The following is a 17,875-nucleotide window of genomic DNA, read 5'->3' as shown; positions in this document are numbered from 1 at the left end:
GCCGGTCAGATCCGTTCGGCCAGGGCGGCCAGGAAGCCGACGACGGCTCCGGGGCCGTTCAGCAGTAGATCCGCGCGTTCGGCCAGCTCGGGCACTTCGGCGCTGCCGCTGCAGACCAGCAGGCCCGGGATGCCGTCGGGGCCCTCGGTGCGGAGCTTCTCCACGGCCGCGTACGCGGCGAGGTCGCCCAGGTCGTCGCCCGCGTACAGGACGGACTCGGCGTCGGTCTCCCGTACGTACTGTGCGAGCGCCACGCCCTTGTCCATGCCCGGCGGGCGCAACTCCAGGACCAGGCGGCCCGGTTCGACGATCAGCCCGTGCCGGACGGCGAGCTCGCCGAGGGGTTCGCGCAGGGCGTCGAACGCGGCCTGCGGGTCGGCGGCGCGGCGCGTGTGGACGGCGAGCGCCTGGCCCTTCTCCTCGATCCAGGTGCCGTGCCACGCGCCGAACCGGTCGAGCACGCCCGGGAGTTCGGCCCGGACCGCGGCGACGCCGGGGTGCGGGGCGGGGGTACGGACGGTGCCGGACACGGCGTCCCAGCGTTCGGTGCCGTAGTGGCCGAGGACGACGAGGTGGTCCAGTCCCCGCACTCCGGCGAAGCCGCCGTGCCGGACCGCGACGCCGGCCGGGCGGCCGGTGATCACGGCGATGGATGCCACTTTCGGGGCGAGTGCGACGAGCGCGTCGACGGCGCCGGGGTGGGCGCGGGCCTGCTCCGGGTCCGGGACGATGTCGGCGAGGGTCCCGTCGAAGTCGAGCGCGATGACGGCGCGGTCGGGGCGCGCGAGGATCGCGGCGAGGGCTTCTCGGCCGGGTGGGGTGGTGGGGGCGGGGAGCTCGGACGGGATTTCGCTCGGCGTGGGTGCGTGCGGGTTGCTGCCCATGGGGCGAGCCTATAGCGGGGCGCGGGGGTTGGGGGTGCATAGCGGGAGGCCGGGGCGGGACGCCCGCGGCGGGCGTTTTTCGGGGGCGGAGCCACGGTCGGCGCCGGCCAAAGGGGGTGGGGCGCCGGGGGCGGAGCCACGGTCGGCGCCGCGCCGGAATCAGCGTCGGCCCCGGTCAGCGCCGGCCCCGCCTCGCCTCCCGGACCCGGCGCAGGCGGTTCACCGTCACCGGGTCGGCCTCCAGAGCGCGGCGGTCGTCGAGGAGGGCGTTCAGCAACTGGTAGTAGCGCGTGGGCGAGATGCCGAGCTGTTCGCGGATCGCGCGGTCCTTCGCCCCGGGTCCGGCCCACGACTGCCGCTCGACGGCGAGCACGGCACGGTCCCGGTCGGAGAGGCCGCCGGGGCTGTCCGTTGCGTCGGGGCCATTCGGGGGGGTGGTCATATCAGCCAACATATCGCCCGGCCGCAGGGCCGCCACCGGTTCGCCCGTTACTCCGCGTCCTGCGCTGCCCGGCTTCCGCGCCAACCGCCTCGACAGCCCGCTGCCGGTCCGTCGGCAGCAGGTTGGCAGCCCCTTGGCAGTCCGTTGGTCCGGATTTTGTATGGATGCGCAACAAACCTCACTAGTGGACTAGACCTTTTGGGCTCCTCGGGCGAAACTGTTTCCCGTGAAACACGTCATCGCCCTCGATGTGGGCGGCACCGGAATGAAGGCCGCACTGGTCGGGGCCGACGGCACCCTGCTGTACGAGACGCGGCGGGCGACCGGCAGAGAGCGCGGTCCCGACGCCGTCGTGGAGTCGATCCTCGCCTTCGCCGCGGACCTGCGGGCGTACGGCGAGGAGCACTTCGGCGAGAGTGCCGTCGCGGCCGGTGTCGCCGTGCCCGGCATCGTCGACGCCGAGAACGGGATCGCGGTCTATGCCACGAACCTGGGCTGGCGCGACGTACCCATGCGGGTCCTGCTCGGCGAGCGGCTCGGCGGCGTCCCCGTCGCGCTCGGCCACGATGTGCGCACCGGAGGGCTCGCCGAGGGCCGGATCGGCGCGGGCAAGGGCGCCGACCGGTTCCTCTTCGTACCGCTGGGCACCGGGATCGCCGGGGCCATCGGCATCGCGGGCACCATCGAGCCCGGCGCGCACGGGTACGCGGGCGAGATCGGGCACATCGTGGTCCGGCCGGACGGCCCGGACTGCGACTGCGGCCAGCGCGGCTGCCTGGAGACCCTGGCATCGGCCGCCGCCGTGACCCGCGCCTGGGCCACCGCGTCCGGCGATCCGACCGCGGACGCCGCGGACTGCGCGAAGGCCGTCGAGTCGGGCGACCCGGCAGCAGTGCAGGTCTGGCGGAACGCCGTGGACGCGCTCGCCGCCGGCCTGGTCATGGCGCTGACCCTGCTCGACCCCCGCACGCTCATCATCGGTGGCGGACTCGCCGAGGCCGGGGAAACCTTGTTCACACCACTCCGTGCGGCCGTCGAGGAACGCGTCACGTTCCAGAAGCTGCCCCACATCGTCCCGGCGGCCCTCGGGGACACCGCCGGATGCCTGGGCGCGGGGCTGCTCGCCTGGGATCTTCTCTCCACGGAGGTATCCGCCTGATGGCCGGACGCGCAGACAGCACCGTTCTCGCAGGTGCCCGGGTGGTGCTTCCCACCGGGACCGTCGAGGACGGCCGGGTGATCGTCGAAGGCACCCGGATCGCCGGCTCGACGCCGGAGGGCGCCAGGTCCATCGACCTGAGCGGCCACTGGGTGGTCCCCGGCTTCGTCGACATGCACAACCACGGCGGCGGCGGCGCGTCCTTCACCTCCGGCACCGTGGACGAGGTCCTCACCGGCATCCGTACCCACCGCGAGCACGGCACGACCACGCTGGTCGCCTCCACCGTCACCGGCGAGATGGACTTCCTCGCCCAGCGGGCCGGCCTCCTGTCCGAACTGGTCGAGCAGGGCGACCTGGCCGGCATCCACTTCGAGGGGCCGTTCATCTCGCCGTGCCGCAAGGGCGCGCACAGCGAGGGTCTGCTGCGCCACCCGGACCCGGCCGAGGTCCGCAAGCTGATGGACGCGGCGCGCGGCACCGCGAAGATGTTCACGCTCGCCACCGAACTCCCGGGCGGCATCGAGTCGGTGCGGCTGCTCGCCGAGCACGGGGTCATCGCCGCGATCGGGCACACCGACGCCACGTACGAGCAGACCGTCGAGGCGATCGACGCGGGCGCCACCGTCGCCACGCACCTCTACAACGCGATGCCGCCGCTCGCCCACCGCGCACCCGGCCCGATCGCGGCGCTGCTGGAGGACGAGCGGATCACCGTCGAGCTGATCAACGACGGTACGCATCTGCACCCCGCCGCTCTGGAGCTGGCCTACCACCACGCGGGCGCCCACCGCGTCGCGCTGATCACCGACGCCATGGACGCGGCGGGCTTCGGTGACGGCCGCTACCAGCTCGGCCCGCTCGCCGTCGAGGTCAAGGACGGCGTCGCACGGCTGGTGGAGGGCAACTCGATCGCGGGCTCCACGCTCACCCTGGACACCGCGTTCCACCGGGCCGTGACGATCGACAGGATTCCGGTCGGGGACGTCGTGCAGTCCATCTCCGCCAACCCGGCCCGGCTGCTCGGTGTCTACGACAGGGTCGGCTCGCTGGAGCAGGGCAAGGACGCGGACCTGGTGGTCCTGGACGCGGACTTCACGCTCAAGGGCGTCATGCGCAAGGGCAAATGGATCATTCAGCCCCACATTGGTTGATTTGGCTCGTTACTGACAGTGAGTCGAATGCGTAACGAAGAGACGGCGGTTGGTCCGGAGGTCTGGGCCGACCGCCACCTCTTTGGCATGATCGCCTGGGAAACAGCCAGAGAAAGCGCATTCCATCCACGGATTCGCGCTTCGGAGCAGGGATCGAGGGAGCGGCCGCGGTGATCCTCACGGTCACACTGAATACGGCACTCGACCTGACGTACGGCGTCCCGGAGCTCGTTCCGCACGCCAGCCACCGCGTCGGTGACATGGCCGAACGCCCCGGCGGCAAGGGCCTCAACGTGGCCCGGGTGCTCTCCGCCCTCGGGCAGGCGACCGTGGTCACCGGCTTCGCCGGAGGCTCCACCGGAGCCGTACTGCGCGAACTGCTGGCGCAACTTGCGCCGCGGGACACGACGGGAACGGACACCAGGGCCGCCGCCGTCACACCCGCCACCACCACGCCCCTGTCCACACCCGCCCCCGCGCCGATCACCGACGCCCTCGTCACCGTCGCCGGAAACACCCGTCGCACGATCGCCGTAGTCGACCGGGCCACCGGCGACACCACCCAGCTCAACGAACCCGGCCCGCTCGTCACCGCCGACGAATGGGCCGCCCTCCTCGACCGGTACGAGGAGCTCCTCACCGGGGCCGACGCCGTCGCCCTCTGCGGCAGCCTGCCACCCGGCATCCACGTCGGTGCCTACGCCGAACTGATCCGGCCGGCCCGCGCGGCAGGCATCCCCGTACTCCTGGACACCAGCGGCGAACCGCTGCGCCGCGGCATCGCCGCCCGCCCCGACCTGATCAAGCCCAACGCCGAGGAGCTCGCCCAGCTCACCGGCTCCCGCGAACCGCTGCGCGCCACCCACGACGCCCGCCGCCGCGGCGCGCACGGCGTCATCGCGTCGCTGGGCCCGGACGGCATGCTGGCGGTCACCCCCGACGGTGTCTGGCGGGCCTCGCCGCCCGCCAGGGTCCTGGGCAATCCGACCGGGGCAGGCGACTCCGCGGTGGCCGGGCTGCTGTCCGGCCTCGTCGAGGGGCTGAGCTGGCCGGACCGGCTGCGGCGGGCGGTGGCACTGTCGACGGCGACCGTGCTCTCCCCGACGGCCGGTGACTTCGACCGCGCGGCGTACGAGGAGCTCCTGCCGGGCGTCGACGTCGAGGAACACACCGCGGCGGTCTGAACCGCCCCCCGTACCGGACCGCCCGACCGGTCCGTTCAGCAGAAGCAACAGAGGTCAGCATGCCGCTCGTCAGCACCGGTGAACTCGTCCGTGCCGCACAGGCCCAGGGACGCGGGATCGCCGCCTTCAACGTCATCACGCTGGAGCACGCGGAGGCCATCGCGGCCGGCGCCGAGCGCGCCGGAGCACCCGCCATCCTGCAGATCTCCGAGAACGCCGTGAAGTTCCACGGCGGCCGGCTCTCCGCGATCGCCGCCGCGGCCGCCGCCGTCGCCCGCGCCTCCGACGCCCCCCTGGCGCTCCACCTCGACCACGTCGAATCCGTGGAGCTGCTGCACCAGGCGCATACGGAGGGCTTCGGCTCGGTGATGTTCGACGCCTCCAGGCTCGGTTACGAGGAGAACGTGCGGGCCACGGCCGAGGCGGTGGCCTGGGGGCACGAGCGCGGCATCTGGATCGAGGCCGAGCTCGGCAAGGTCGGCGGCAAGGAGGGCGAGGCCCCGCTCGACGCCCACGCCCCCGGCGTCCGCACCGACCCGGCCGAGGCCGCCGCGTACGTCCGCGACACCGGCGTGGACGCGCTGGCCGTCGCCGTCGGCTCCTCGCACGCCATGACCGAGCGCACCGCCGCCCTGGACCACGCCCTGATCGGCCGGCTGCGCGACGCGGTCCCCGTCCCGCTGGTGCTGCACGGCTCCAGCGGCGTCCCGGACGAGGAGATCCGCCAGGCCGTCGCCTCCTCCGGCATGGTGAAGATCAACGTGGGTACGGCGCTGAACACCGCGTTCACCGGCGCGGTACGGGCGTACCTGGCCGAGAACACCACGGGCGTGGACCCGCGCAAGTACATTGCCCCGGGCCGCGGGGCGATGGCCGCGACGGTGGCCGGGTTCTTGAGCCTGATGGGCTGACAGCCCGCACGCAAAGGCGGTCCGGCCCCCACGCCCGAAGGCGTGGGGGCCGGACCGCTTACATACGGGTCAGCGCTGGACGTGCCCGGCCTTCAGCGACAGCTGGTCGAGGTTGGCATCACACTGGTCGCCCTCGTTGCAGGAGATCATCAGGGTGTTCGGACCCTTGGTGAGGTTGACGTAGGCGAACGTGGTCGTCCAGCCCTTCTCCAGGTCACCCTCCGGGGCGTGCGCGAAGTTCGTCATGTTGATCGAGCGGGGAGCCTCGGCGTTGACCGTGAGCGACGTCTTCGCGTCCTTGCCCGGTACGCCGTACGTCACGAACAGCGTGTACTCACCGGCCTCCGGCACCTCGACCGACCAGGTCGCCGACCTGCCGGCCTCGTTGAGGTTGATGTACTGGCCGTTGGCGCTCTTCGCACCCTTGGTGGTGTTGTCCAGCTGGGCCGTGCCGCCGAGCTTCAGCGTCGCCGCGTCCTGCTTGGGGAGCTCGACCGGAGCCTCGGAGCTCGGGGACTCCTGCGGCTTCGGGGACTCCTCGACCTGGTCGCCGGGTCCGGCTGAGGAGGTGGCCTCGTCGTTCTTCTTGTCCTTGTCGCCGTCGCCCGTGATCAGCGCCGCGCCGATGCCGATGAGTACGACCAGGACCACCGCGACGGCGCCGATCAGCAGGCCCTTGGTGTTCGGGCCGCCCTTGCCGGGGCCGCCGGGGCGGCCGCCCTGCTGCGGGACCTGCGCGGTGGGGGCGCCGGGGTACGTCTCCGGGGCGGCGTACTGCGCGTTCGGCTGGCCGTACGGCTGCTGGTGCGGCACCTGCTGCCCGTACTGGCGCTCGCCGACAGTCCGCACCTGGTTGTACGAAGTCCGGGGCACCCCGGGCTGCGGTGCCGCCGGGCCCGGGTAGCCGTAGCCGCCCTGCCGCGGCGGCTGGGCGCCCGCTGCCTGTCCGTCCTCGTACAGATAGCCGAACGGATCGTCGTCCTCGGGCTTGTTTGCGCCATTGTTCCCGGCCGTCATCCCTGGTCACTCCTCACCATGTCGCCAGCCGTCGCCGAATATCGCCAGCCGTGGCCGACCGGCCGAGCCTACCCCGAACGGACCACACCAAGAATTGCCCACGCCCGTCCCGGAACCGCCCCCGGGTGGTGGACCAGCACCGCCGTGAACGTCAGCCGGCCCTGCGGTGAACCTTCGACCGCGACCGCTTCTCCACGTACATCCGCTGGTCGGCGGAGCGCAGCACTTCTTCGGCCGTCATCCCGCAGGCGGCCCAGCCGATGCCGAAACTCGCCCCGACGCGCACCGCCCGGCCGTCGACCCGAATGGGCGGAATGATGGCGTTACGCAGGCGTACGGCCAGGTCCGCGGCGTCCGCGGCACCGAGCCCGTCGGCGAGGACGACGAATTCGTCACCCCCGAGCCGGGCGACGGTGTCACCGTCGCGGACACAGATGGTGAGGCGGCGGGCGACCTCGATCAGTACGGCGTCACCGGTGTGGTGGCCGAAACGGTCATTGATGGACTTGAAGCCGTCGAGGTCGCAGAAGAGGACCGCGAGGCCCTTCGCACCGTCGTCGTCCCCGGTGTCGGGTGCGACAGCGTGCACATGGTGGTCGTACGGGCCGCCGGGCGCCGAGTCCACGTCGTAGCCGTGCGTCCGCGTGTCCGGATCGTCGACATCGCCGTACGCCGCGTCCAGCGCCTCGACCGCCGTGGTGGCCACGGAGTGCGGACGCTCGCAAAGCCGGGCGCCGAGCCGGGAGCGGAGCTCGGCGCTGTTGGGCAGGCCGGTGAGCGCGTCGTGCGAGGCGCGGTGCGCGAGATGCAGCTCGTGGCGCTTGCGCTCCTCGATGTCCTCGACGTGGGTGAGCAGGAAGCGGGGGCCGTCCGTGGTGTCGGCGACGACGGAATTGCGCAGCGAGACCCAGAGATAGGTGCCGTCCCGGCGCCCCAGCCGCAGCTCGGCGCGGCCGCCCTCGGCGGAGGTGCGCAACAGGGTGCCGACGTCCTCGGGGTGGACGAGGTCGGCGAAGGAGTAGCGGCGCAGGACGGACGCGGGGCGGCCGAGCAGCCGGCACAGGGCGTCGTTGGTGCGCAGCAGCCGGCCGTGCTGGTCGCCGCCCATCTCCGCGATGGCCATGCCGCTGGGCGCGTACTCGAAGGCCTGGCGGAAGGATTCCTCGCTGGCCCGCAGCGCCTGCTGCTCACGCTCCAGACGGACCAGGGCGCGCTGCATGTTTGCTCTCAGCCGGGCGTTACTGATCGCAATGGCCGCCTGTGACGCGTACATCTGGAGGGCCTCACGGCCCCAGGCGCCGGGGCGGCGGCCGTTGCGCGGGCGGTCGACGGATATGACGCCCAGCAGATCGGGGCCGCCGCCGGACGCGTACATCGGGGCGTAGAGCCGGTCCTCGGGGTGCCACTCGTCCTCGAAACGGGGCTCGGGGCCCTCGGTGTGCCACTGCGGTACGTCGTCGTCGAGGAGGACCCAGCCGTCGGTGTGGGGTATGAAACGGAGCTCGTCCCAGGCCTCGCCCATCGACAGCCTGCGCTCCCAGGAGCCGCGCGAGCCGACGCGGCCGGTGATCAGGGCTTCCGCGGCACTGCTGCCGGCGAAAGCGGCGACGACGAGATCACCGTCGGGTCGGACCAGGTTCACGCAGGCAAGCCCGTAGCCGAGACCGGCGACGATTCCGTCGGCCACGGTCTGCAGTGTGTCGGCCAGGCTCCGCGCCGTGTTGAGATCGGCCACGGCCTGGTGCAGCTGCCGCATCGTCGCAAGACGGACGTACGGCTCCGACTCGGCCTCCATTGCTCGCACTCCCCGAGACCTCGACAGCACTCCAGGTTTCATATCGACGCACTTACCGCAGTGTCACGGCCACTGAATCACAGTGAGCTGTGCCGTCGGTACACAGGGTCAGCAAATATTGCACCCTGTGACTCAAGTCACAACAGATGGTAAAGGGGCTCGGGTGGCGCGTGCCCCCGGTCCGCCCTTTTCCTGAACGCAAATCCCGGCGTTGCAGTGCCGGCCCCCGGGGCTCCGGACCGCGGGTCCTAGGACCAGGCTGGTCCCCTGGCCCGATGCGGAGGCGCGCCGTCCGCGGCTAGCGTGCCGGATGTGTTGCAGACGAAGCCTCCCGCCCCGCGTTCCGAGCCCATCCCCCATGCTGAGGGGGTGAGCAACGATGAGTTCCGGGCCGCCCTCGCCCGGCTGGCCGCCGGTGTCGTGCTGATCACCGCCGAGGAGCCGCCGCTCGACGAGGACGGCCGGGGCGAGGACGTCGGGATGACGGCGACCGCCTTCATGTCCGTGTCGCTGGACCCGCCGCTGGTCCTGGTCAGCCTGCGCAACGACTCACGGATGGACGACCTGCTGTCCGAACAGCCGCTGTGGGCGGTCTCCGTGCTCGCCGAGAGCCAGCGGCACATCGCCGGACGGTTCGCGATGAAGGGCCGGATCAGCGACCGGCTGCTGTTCGAGGACATCCCCTACAAGAGGGGAGAGGTCACCCGCGCACCACTGGTCGGCGGCGCGCTGGCCACGCTGGAGTGCCGTACCGAGCAGCGGGTCCTGGCGGGCGACCACACCCTGGTGATCGGCCGGGTCCTGAGCGCGTCCCTGCCGAGCGGGGACGGCTCACCGCTGACGTACTTCCGGGGGCGGTACCGGCAGCTGGGGTGACGGGGCGTCGGTGCCGCAGGCCGGGGTGACGGGGCGTCGGCAGCGCGCGGCCGGGGTGAGGGGGGTCGGGCCTCCGGGCGCTGTTACCAGTCGCGGCCGGAGCGGCCTCGCTTCGTCTCGCCTCGTTGCTTCTTCTCGCGCAGGCGGCGTTCGTTGATGCCGCGCGGAATCCTGGTCTTGCGGCGCGGCCTGGGGGGCGGCGCCGTGGCCTCGGCCAGCAGGGAGGCGAGCCGCACGAGAGCCGTCTCGCGGTTGCGCCACTGGGAGCGGTGCTCGGACGCCCGTACCGCGATCACGCCGTCCACGAGCCTGCCCTCCAGGCGCTGGAGCGCCCGCTCCTTCCACACCGGGGGGAGCGCTTCGGTCGCCGCGACGTCGAAGCGGAGCTCCACCTGGGAGTCGCTGGTGTTGACGTGCTGCCCGCCGGGCCCGGAGGACCGCGAGAAACGCCACATGAGTTCGGCCTCCGGCAGGGAGACCGAACCGCGGATGACATAGGGCCCGGACATGACCCCCATGTTCCCCGGCCCACCGGGCGTTCGTCACCTTCTTTTGCCACACGGGTGCCGCACGGGTGCCTGACACCGGGAGATTTCGGTAAAGAAAGTAAAGGGAGCAGGAACCTCGCGGTCCCCTGCCCGCGTTATGACCTGTGACGGTAGCTTCGTGGTGGCACGAAGCCCGCACTCGACGATGAAAGGGACTTCCCATGGCTGTAAGCCTGTCCAAGGGCGGCAACGTCTCGCTCACCAAGGAGGCCCCGGGCCTGACCGCCGTCACGGTCGGCCTCGGCTGGGACGTCCGCACCACCACCGGTACCGACTTCGACCTCGACGCCTCGGCGATCGCGGTCGACCCGGCCGGCAAGGTCGTCTCCGACGGTCACTTCGTCTTCTTCAACAACAAGTCGACGCCGGATCAGACCATCGTCCACACCGGTGACAACGTCACGGGCCAGGGCGAGGGCGACGACGAGCAGATCAACGTCAACCTGGCGGGCCTGCCGGCCGACGTCGACAAGATCGTCTTCCCGGTCTCGATCTACGACGCCGAGACCCGCAGCCAGAACTTCGGCCAGGTGCGCAACGCGTTCATCCGCATCATCAACCAGGCCGGCGGCACCGAGATCGCCCGCTACGACCTGAGCGAGGACGCCGCCACCGAGACCGCCATGGTCTTCGGCGAGCTCTACCGCAACGGCGCGGAGTGGAAGTTCCGCGCCGTCGGACAGGGTTACGCCTCGGGTCTGCGCGGCATCGCCCAGGACTTCGGCGTCAACCTCTGACCCACGGCGTCGGCCCTCTGACGCGAGAGCTCGTCCCGCGAAACCCCCGGCCGTCACGGCCGGGGGTTTCGCGTGCACCGACGCCGACAAGGCGTCACTTCCCGCCGTCGCACAGCGAACACGAACCTGTCCGAGGACAGCGGCCAGAAGACGGTCAACGGCGTCGACTACGGCTCCCGACCGTCGACGGCTCCACGGTCACTGGCATCGGCCGGGACAAGGCCGTCCAGATCTGGTACAAGGCCCTCTCCGAGTACATGACGTCGACCACCGACCACGCGGCCGCCCGCACGGCGACCGAGAAGGCGGCGACCGATCTGTACGGGGCCGACAGCGCCGAGCCCGCGGCCGTCGACGCCGCCTGGAGCGGCGTCGACGTGAAGTGGCGGCGTCCAGGTGAAGTAGCGCCACTGCCGTACTTCTTGTGCGCGGGAGCCGGTCAGCCCCTCGAGGCGGGCCGGCTCTTCCCGTACAGCCAGGTGTTCCACAGCGCCGTCAGATCCTGCCCGGTCGTCTTCTCCACGTACGCGGTGAAGTCGGCGGTCGACGCGTTGCCGTGCCGGCGGGCCTTCGTCCAGCCCTTGACGAGCGCGAAGAAAACCTCGTCGTCGTCCACAGCCTGCCGGATCTTGTGGATGACCATCGCCCCGCCCCCGTACACCGGCGCCTCCGAGATGTAATTGGCCGTCGGCGGATCGGCGGGCGGAAAGGCCCAGTTGTCGTCGTCCTCGAAGGCCTCGTCGAACCGGTCCTGGACCGGCCTGCCCTCCTTGTCGTCCTCCCACAGCCACTCCGCGTAGGTCGCGAAGCCCTCGTTGAGCCACATGTCCCGCCAGCTCTCGGGCGTGACGGAGTTCCCGAACCACTGGTGGGACATCTCGTGGACGAGGAGCCCGGCGTCCGGCGTGCCGGGGAAGAACGGCCGGTTCTGGGTCTCCAGGGCGTATCCGGAGTCCCCGGGACGCCCGACGATCACCCCCGTCGCGGAGAAGGGGTACGGGCCGAAACGTTCCGCCCCCCACTCCACGATCTCGGGGACCCGGGCGAGAATCGGCGCGCTCCGCGCCGCCACCGACACGTCGGCGGCGCTGAACACCTTGATGCCGTCCGGGGTGGTCGACGTCTTCGTGCCGAAACGGCCTATGACGACCGTCGCGAGGTAGCTCGCCATCGGTTCGGCGACGTGCCAGTGGTACGTGGCGGTGCCGCCCGCGGTCCTGCGCGAGGTCAGCTCGCCGTTGGACACGGCCGTCAGCCCCTTCGGGACGGTGACGGTGATGTCGTACGACGCCTTGTCGCTCGGGTGGTTGTTGCCGGGGAACCAGGCCATGGAACCCGTCGGCTCGCCGAGCGCGACCGATCCGTCCGCCGTCCTCAGCCAGCCCTCCTTCGACGTGTCGGGGTCGGTGAGGGTCTGCGGAGTGCCGGAGTAGCGAACGACCGTACGGAACGTCCTGCCCTTGCGGAGCCGGTCCCCGACCTCGGCGTCGGGGCGCAGCGTCAGCTCGTGGCCCGCCCGGTTGACGGTGGCGGCGCGGCCCTCGACGGTCGCGGACCGGACGGTGAGCCCGGCGAGGTCGAGGTTGAAGGCGCTGAGGTCCTGGGTGGCGCGCGCGGTGATCGTGGCGGTGCCGCTCAGGTGGTGGGCGGCCGGGTCGACGTCGAGGACGAGGTCGTAGTGCGTGACGTCGTAGCCGCCGTTGCCGAGCTTCGGGAAGTACGGGTCGCGCAGACCGCCGGCGCCGGGGGTGCCCTCGACACCTCCGGTGCAACCGGAGGAGGTCGTCAGAGCCAGCAGGACGAGGGCGGCGGCGCGGGCCGTGTGGCGTACTGGTGTTCGCTGGTTCACGCCTGTGATCCTAGGCCGACTCCAGGGGCGAAACCTGTCAATCACCCGGAACCGGAGTCCCGGGCCGGCCGCGTCATGGCCCGGATGCGCACGCCCCGGCCCACCCTGACCGACCGCGAACGCGACATCCTCGCCCAGCTCTCCCAGGGCCTGGGCGACCGGGACATCGCCCGCGCCCTGTTCATCAGCGAGGCCACGGTCGAGATTCACCTGGGCCGCAGCTACGGCAAACTCGGCGTCGACACCCGCGCGGGCGCCGTCGCCGTGGCGAAGGAGCAGCGGCTGCTGCCGCAGATCACCCTTCCGGGACGAAGAGGTCGTCGGCCGTCCGCACCGTGAACGCGCGAGCGGCCCGCCCCTCACCCGGCCGGGCGGCCGGCCGCCGCGGCGTTGACGCGTCCCCGGGCATGGCACCATCGAACTGTGCTCGACATCGGCTACTCCCTCTCCCGACGCTTCCCCGATCCCCCGCAGACCGACTACCGCCGCGCGGACGTCCACGCCCTGCGGCACGATCTGTTCTCCGGGGACGTCTATCTCGCGGACACCAAGGCGGACCGCGAGGTGTCCACAGCCTGGGGATGGGTGCCGGTGCTCGACTTCGCGTGGGCGCTGTGCGACATCGTCGAGCAGATCGACCAGGACCCGCGCGGCAACCGCTCGCACCGGCAGCAGTTCGCCGAGCTGGACTTCACCGAGTCGTCCGACCGGATGCTCTTCGAGCGCCGCTTCGGCTGGGTCGACGTCGAGGCCGACTGGATGCCGGGCGACGAGCCCCCGCTCACCTTCAGTCACTCGCTGCTGCGCCGCGAGGCCCGCGACTTCCTGCACGATCTGATCGCCGACCTCGCCGACCTGCACGAGGGTCTCGCCGACAATCCCGTGATCTGGGACCTCCAGGCCCGCTTCCCCCGGGTCTGACCCCCTGCCCCGTGCGCCGGGGCTACGCCTCCACCCGCACCCCGATCTGCGCCGCGAACGCCGGTGCCAGCTCCATCAGCTGCGCCGGGCTGATCACCGCACCCGCCAGCCGCTCCACCCCGCGCGCGATGTCCAGCTCCGCGACCGTCCGCAGATCCACCGACTCCATCCGCACGGAACTGAAGTCGGCCCGCTTCAGCACACAGTCGCGGAACTCCACCCGCACCAGCTGCGCATCCCCGAAATCCGGCTCCGACAGCACACAGCCCTCGAACACCACGTCCTTCAGCCGCGCCTTCCGCAGATTCAGGTAGTCGATCTTCCCGCCGCGCACCAGCACCCGTTCCAGCACCGCACCGTGCAGCTGCACCCCGCCGAGCCGTGCGTCCACCACCTCCACGTCCCGCAGTGACGCCCCCGCGAGATCGGTGCCCACCCCCCGTACGCCCGTCAGCACCGAGTCGATGAAGCGGGCCCTGACCAGCTCCGTACGGTCCAGGGCGCAGCCGTCCAGCGCGCAGTCCATGAACCGGGCCCCCGGACCCGACCCGTCCGCGAGATCCGTCCCTTCGAAGCGGAGCCCGTCGTAGTCCCCGTCAGGTTCCAGTCCCTTCCCCTCGTACGGAACGAGCGGCGGCAGCCGCACCTCCGGCCGCCGTGCCGCTGCGATGGTGTCCGTCTTCCTGCTGCTGCGTGCCATGCCCCCATCGTGAACCACCCCACTGACAAGGCCCCTCCCGCCCGGCCTACCGCCCGCCGAGCTCCGCCAGCGCCCCGTCCGTCAGCCGGTACACCGTCCACTCGTCCTGCGGCCGTGCGCCCAGCGACTCGTAGAACGCGATGGACGGGGCGTTCCAGTTCAGCACCGACCACTCCAGACGCTCGTAGCCGCGCTCCACGCAGATCCGCGCCAGCTCCGTCAGCAGTGCCTTCCCGTGCCCGCCGCCACGCCGCTCGGGACGTACGTACAGGTCCTCCAGGTAGATGCCGTGCACCCCGCGCCACGTGGAGAAGTTCAGGAACCACAGCGCGAAGCCGACCGCCTCGCCGTCCTCGTCCGACTCGGCGATGTGCGCGTACGCGGCGGGCCGCTCGCCGAACAGCGCCTCGTGCAACTGCTCCTCGGTGGCCTTCGCCTCGTGCAGGGCCTTCTCGTAGTCGGCCAGCTCACGGATCATGGCGTGGATGACGGGGACATCGGCAGGGGTAGCGGTACGAATCATGAGGGCAGCGTAAGCACGGGCGGTATCTCCGCTACGCCCGCCCCAGCAGCTGCCGGGCGATCTCGGTCTGCTGCGGCTCCAGCCGCCGCTCCCCGTCCGAAACCTCCCACAGACCGTTCTGCAGCAGCCGCCCCAGCGTCCACGCCCGCGCCCGCTCCCGGTCCAGGCCCAGCGCCCCCGTCATCAGATCGAACCGCCACCGCACCGCCGCCGCGTCGAACCTGTTGACCAGCGCCGGAAGCAGCTCGAATCCCGGATCGCCGACCAGCGGCTTCGGGTCGATGACCACCCATCGGTGCGCCTCCTCCGTCCCGGCCAGCACATTCCCGTAATGCAGGTCCCAGTGCAGCAACCGGTCGCCCGGCTCCCCCGCGACCTCCCGCACCGCCGCCGCGCAGTCCGCCAGCAGCCGCCGCTCCTCCGCGTCCGCCAGCTTCCCCACCGCCCCCGCCGCCGCCTCCAGCATCCGCGCCGCGATGTCCCCGAGGCCCCGCAGCCCCCGATCCGCCGGAGCCGGGACGGACGACAGCCGGGCCAGCAGGCCCGCCAGGATCCGCGCCGCCTCCCGCTCGTCCGCCACTCCCGTCAACGAGCGGTGGCCGTCCAGCCGATCCAGCAGCAGCGTCCCCGTCGCCGGGTCGTGGTCCAGCAGCTCCACGGCCCCCGCGCCCGCCTCGCCCCACACCCGCAGCGCGACCGGCTCCCCCACCGTCTCCTCGTCCACCGGCTGCAGCTTCAACGCCGCCCGGCGACCGTCCGCCACCCGCACGACCGGAAGCACCAGCGCGCACACCCCGTGGAACGCCGCACCGTCCCGCCGGAGCCCCCACCGCTCCAGGAACCCGGCGGCCCGCCCCGGCAGCGCCGCGACGAAGGCCCGCCCAGCTGCTCCGTTGTATGCGGACTGGGTCCGAATCAGCCCGGCCGGAATGTCGATCACGCGGACCATCGTAGAGGCGTGCGTCAATCGGATATGACTCCGAGCAGCCCCGCCCCGCCCACCCGGCGCCTTACCACCGCCGGTTCGTGGATCCGCAGCGTCGGCTCCTGGATCCGCAGCGCACCCGGCACCTACATCTGGCTGGCCGCACTCTTCGTCACCACCTTCATCGTCCACCAGATGTCACCGGACTTCGAAGAGGACTTCCTGCGCCAGCACTCGACCAACATCCACGAACTCTCCCGGGACCCCGTACACGTACTGATCGCCAGCGCCTTCTGGATCGACAGCGGCCGCTGGGCCCCCTACGCCGTCCTCTACACCGTCTTCCACGCCAACGCCGAACGCTGGCTCGGCACCCTGCGCTGGCTCACCGTCGTCATCGCCGCCCATGTCCTGGCCACCCTCGTCAGCGAAGGCGTCCTCGCCTGGGCCATCCGGCACGGCTACGTACCGGAGTCCGCCGCCAACACGCTCGACATCGGGGTCAGTTACGCGCTCGCGGGCGTCGTCGCCGTCCTCACGTACCGCGTCCCTCAGCCCTGGCGGTACGTGTATCTCTTCGCCGTCGTCGTCTTCTACGGCGTCCCCCTCATCACCGGCCGCACCTTCACCGACCTCGGCCACTTCGCGTCCGTACTCATCGGCCTGGCCTGCTATCCACTGGCAAGGTCCCGGTCCCGGCAGCAGACGAATACCCCTCCGGCGCAGTAATCTCCCGCCCCAGAGAGAACAGCTGCAACCACGGCGTCACACCGGACGAAGCAGGGGCAACATGAGCACCGTCAGCACCGCCAACGGCGGCATATCGTTCTGGTACGCGGACCAGGGCACCCCCGCACCCCGGGAACCCCTGCCCGGCGACACCACCGCCGATGTCTGCATCGTCGGCGGCGGGTACACCGGTCTGTGGACCGCCTACTACCTGAAGAAGGCCGTCCCCTTCCTCAACATCACCCTGCTCGAAGCCAAGTTCTGCGGCTACGGCGCCTCCGGGCGCAACGGCGGCTGGCTCTACAACGGCATCGCGGGCCGCGACCGCTACGCGAAGCTCCACGGCCACGAAGCCGCCGTACGCCTCCAGCAGGCGATGAACGACACCGTCGGCGAAGTCGTCCGCGTGGCCGCCGAGGAGAACATCGACGCCGACATCCACCGGGGCGGTGTCCTCGAAGTCGCCTACACCCCCGCCCAGCTGGCCCGGCTCAAGGATTTCCACTCCGTGGAGATCGCCTTCGGCGAGAAGGACCGCGTCCTGCGCGGCGCCCGCGAGACCGGCGAACGCATCAACGTCACCGGAGCCGTCGGCTCCACCTGGACCCCGCACGGCGCCCGCCTGCACCCCGTCAAACTCGTCAAGGGCCTCGCCGCCACCGTCGAGGCGCTCGGCGTCACCATCCACGAGTCGACGCCCGTCACCGAGATCAGGCCCAAGCACGCCCACACCCCGTACGGCACGGTCCGCGCCCCGTACATCCTGCGCTGCACCGAGGGCTTCACCGCGAACCTCAAGGGCCAAAAACGCACCTGGCTCCCCATGAACTCCTCGATGATCGCCACCGAGCCGCTGCCCCAATCCGTCTGGGACACCATCGGCTGGGACGGCCGCGAGACCCTCGGCGACATGGCCCACGCCTACATGTACGCCCAGCGCACTGCCGACGACCGCATCGCACTCGGCGGCCGCGGCGTCCCGTACCGCTACGGCTCCGCCACCGACAATGACGGCCGCACCCAGCCGGCCACCATCGAGGACCTCCGCGACATCCTCGTCCGCCTCTTCCCGACCACCGCCGGAGCCCGCATCAACCACGCCTGGTCCGGCGTCCTCGGCGTCCCCCGCGACTGGTGCGCCACCGTCACCCTCGACCGCTCCACCGGCCTCGGCTGGGCCGGTGGCTACGTCGGCTCGGGCGTCGCCACCACCAACCTCGCCGCCCGGACCCTGCGCGACCTGATCCAGCAGGACTCCGGCCAGTCCGGTCCCACCGACCTGACCACCCTGCCCTGGGTGAACCACAAGGTCCGCCGCTGGGAGCCGGAACCCTTCCGCTGGCTCGGCGTCCACGGCATGTACGCCGCCTACCGGACCGCCGACCGGCGCGAACTCACCTCGCCCCGCCCGGGCACGGACCCCGTCGCGAAGGCCGCGGACCGGCTGGCGGGGCGGCACTGACCCTCTCGTTCGGATCGGACGGGGCCCACGCGTCGGGGCAGAGCCTGCCTGCGTGGCCG

Annotated in this window: 18 protein-coding genes and 2 pseudogenes; 11 read left to right on the top strand and 9 right to left on the bottom strand. The window is 71.6% G+C overall.

Annotated elements, in window-relative coordinates:
* Window positions 1-5 precede the first annotated feature (5 nt).
* Together otsB and OG936_RS19440 are read right to left on the bottom strand one after the other, a co-directional pair.
* A complete protein-coding gene (otsB, locus tag OG936_RS19445; RefSeq protein WP_383759229.1) occupies window positions 6-884 on the bottom strand; it encodes a trehalose-phosphatase in 879 nt (292 codons plus the stop codon).
* Between the two features lie 175 nt (window positions 885-1,059).
* Window positions 1,060-1,326 (bottom strand): DUF3263 domain-containing protein, encoded by a 267-nt coding sequence (locus tag OG936_RS19440; RefSeq protein ID WP_266747662.1) that lies wholly within the window; start codon window positions 1,324-1,326, stop codon window positions 1,060-1,062.
* Window positions 1,327-1,552: 226 nt separating this feature from the next.
* Between OG936_RS19440 and OG936_RS19435 the strand changes: the two genes are divergently transcribed.
* The 4 genes from OG936_RS19435 to OG936_RS19420 all read left to right on the top strand — a co-directional run bounded on the left by OG936_RS19435 (window position 1,553) and on the right by OG936_RS19420 (window position 5,734).
* Window positions 1,553-2,485 carry an ROK family protein gene (locus tag OG936_RS19435; protein WP_406496244.1) on the top strand — a complete coding sequence of 311 codons (933 nt, stop codon included), beginning with the start codon at window positions 1,553-1,555 and terminating at the stop codon, window positions 2,483-2,485.
* The gene (gene nagA, locus OG936_RS19430) at window positions 2,485-3,639 is read left to right on the top strand and encodes an N-acetylglucosamine-6-phosphate deacetylase (RefSeq protein WP_406496242.1); all 1,155 of its coding nucleotides are present in this window, start codon (window positions 2,485-2,487) and stop codon (window positions 3,637-3,639) included. Before OG936_RS19435 ends, nagA begins: the two co-directional genes overlap by 1 nt.
* 170 nt (window positions 3,640-3,809) lie before the next feature.
* Window positions 3,810-4,823 (top strand): 1-phosphofructokinase family hexose kinase, encoded by a 1,014-nt coding sequence (locus OG936_RS19425; protein WP_406496241.1) that lies wholly within the window; start codon window positions 3,810-3,812, stop codon window positions 4,821-4,823.
* 59 nt (window positions 4,824-4,882) lie between these two features.
* Entirely contained in the window at window positions 4,883-5,734 is an 852-nt protein-coding gene (locus tag OG936_RS19420; RefSeq protein WP_266747658.1) for a class II fructose-bisphosphate aldolase, read from the top strand.
* A gap of 69 nt (window positions 5,735-5,803) precedes the next feature.
* Here OG936_RS19420 and OG936_RS19415 read toward each other — a convergent pair whose 3' ends face one another.
* Both OG936_RS19415 and cdgB read right to left on the bottom strand, forming a co-directional pair.
* Window positions 5,804-6,751, bottom strand: coding sequence for a CBM35 domain-containing protein (locus OG936_RS19415; RefSeq protein WP_406496240.1), 948 nt, complete (start codon window positions 6,749-6,751; stop codon window positions 5,804-5,806).
* Window positions 6,752-6,902: 151 nt separating this feature from the next.
* A complete protein-coding gene (gene cdgB, locus OG936_RS19410) occupies window positions 6,903-8,546 on the bottom strand; it encodes a diguanylate cyclase CdgB (protein WP_406496238.1) in 1,644 nt (547 codons plus the stop codon).
* Between the two features lie 369 nt (window positions 8,547-8,915).
* Between cdgB and OG936_RS19405 the strand changes: the two genes are divergently transcribed.
* Entirely contained in the window at window positions 8,916-9,422 is a 507-nt protein-coding gene (locus OG936_RS19405; RefSeq protein ID WP_406496236.1) for a flavin reductase family protein, read from the top strand.
* Window positions 9,423-9,505: 83 nt separating this feature from the next.
* Here the strand turns inward: OG936_RS19405 and arfB are convergent, their stop codons facing one another.
* Entirely contained in the window at window positions 9,506-9,931 is a 426-nt protein-coding gene (gene arfB, locus OG936_RS19400; protein WP_266747654.1) for an alternative ribosome rescue aminoacyl-tRNA hydrolase ArfB, read from the bottom strand.
* Window positions 9,932-10,131: 200 nt separating this feature from the next.
* On the opposite strand from arfB, the gene OG936_RS19395 reads away from it, so the two are divergent.
* A complete protein-coding gene (locus tag OG936_RS19395) occupies window positions 10,132-10,707 on the top strand; it encodes a TerD family protein (protein WP_406496234.1) in 576 nt (191 codons plus the stop codon).
* 126 nt (window positions 10,708-10,833) lie between these two features.
* Window positions 10,834-11,090: pseudogene (locus OG936_RS19390) on the top strand (M4 family metallopeptidase); the annotation flags it as partial.
* A 56-nt stretch (window positions 11,091-11,146) separates the two neighbouring features.
* On the opposite strand, the gene OG936_RS19385 reads toward OG936_RS19390, so the two are convergent.
* Entirely contained in the window at window positions 11,147-12,556 is a 1,410-nt protein-coding gene (locus tag OG936_RS19385; RefSeq protein ID WP_406496232.1) for a M1 family metallopeptidase, read from the bottom strand.
* A 63-nt stretch (window positions 12,557-12,619) separates the two neighbouring features.
* Between OG936_RS19385 and OG936_RS19380 the strand changes: the two are divergent.
* Together OG936_RS19380 and OG936_RS19375 are read left to right on the top strand one after the other, a co-directional pair.
* Window positions 12,620-12,895 (top strand): annotated as a pseudogene (locus OG936_RS19380) (response regulator transcription factor); the annotation flags it as partial.
* A gap of 84 nt (window positions 12,896-12,979) precedes the next feature.
* On the top strand, window positions 12,980-13,477 hold the full coding sequence (locus OG936_RS19375) for a hypothetical protein (RefSeq protein WP_266747651.1): 498 nt from the start codon (window positions 12,980-12,982) through the stop codon (window positions 13,475-13,477).
* Between the two features lie 22 nt (window positions 13,478-13,499).
* Here OG936_RS19375 and OG936_RS19370 read toward each other — a convergent pair whose 3' ends face one another.
* From OG936_RS19370 to OG936_RS19360, 3 genes are read right to left on the bottom strand one after another with little or no spacing between them, the layout of a single operon-like run.
* Window positions 13,500-14,177 carry a pentapeptide repeat-containing protein gene (locus OG936_RS19370; protein WP_406496230.1) on the bottom strand — a complete coding sequence of 226 codons (678 nt, stop codon included), beginning with the start codon at window positions 14,175-14,177 and terminating at the stop codon, window positions 13,500-13,502.
* A gap of 46 nt (window positions 14,178-14,223) precedes the next feature.
* Entirely contained in the window at window positions 14,224-14,700 is a 477-nt protein-coding gene (locus tag OG936_RS19365) for a GNAT family N-acetyltransferase (RefSeq protein WP_406382985.1), read from the bottom strand.
* A 31-nt stretch (window positions 14,701-14,731) separates the two neighbouring features.
* Window positions 14,732-15,649 carry an aminoglycoside phosphotransferase family protein gene (locus OG936_RS19360; RefSeq protein WP_406496228.1) on the bottom strand — a complete coding sequence of 306 codons (918 nt, stop codon included), beginning with the start codon at window positions 15,647-15,649 and terminating at the stop codon, window positions 14,732-14,734.
* Window positions 15,650-15,673: 24 nt separating this feature from the next.
* On the opposite strand from OG936_RS19360, the gene OG936_RS19355 reads away from it, so the two are divergent.
* A complete protein-coding gene (locus OG936_RS19355; protein WP_406500508.1) occupies window positions 15,674-16,354 on the top strand; it encodes a rhomboid-like protein in 681 nt (226 codons plus the stop codon).
* A gap of 61 nt (window positions 16,355-16,415) precedes the next feature.
* Window positions 16,416-17,816: an NAD(P)/FAD-dependent oxidoreductase gene (locus OG936_RS19350; protein ID WP_406496226.1), complete on the top strand. Its 1,401-nt coding sequence runs from the start codon at window positions 16,416-16,418 to the stop codon at window positions 17,814-17,816.
* Window positions 17,817-17,875 lie beyond the last annotated feature (59 nt).

Source organism: Streptomyces sp. NBC_00846 (genome assembly GCF_045207325.1).
GTDB lineage: Bacteria > Actinomycetota > Actinomycetes > Streptomycetales > Streptomycetaceae > Streptomyces.
The sequence above is the reverse complement of the archived record's forward strand: the minus strand, read 5'-3'. Positions and strand labels throughout refer to the sequence as shown.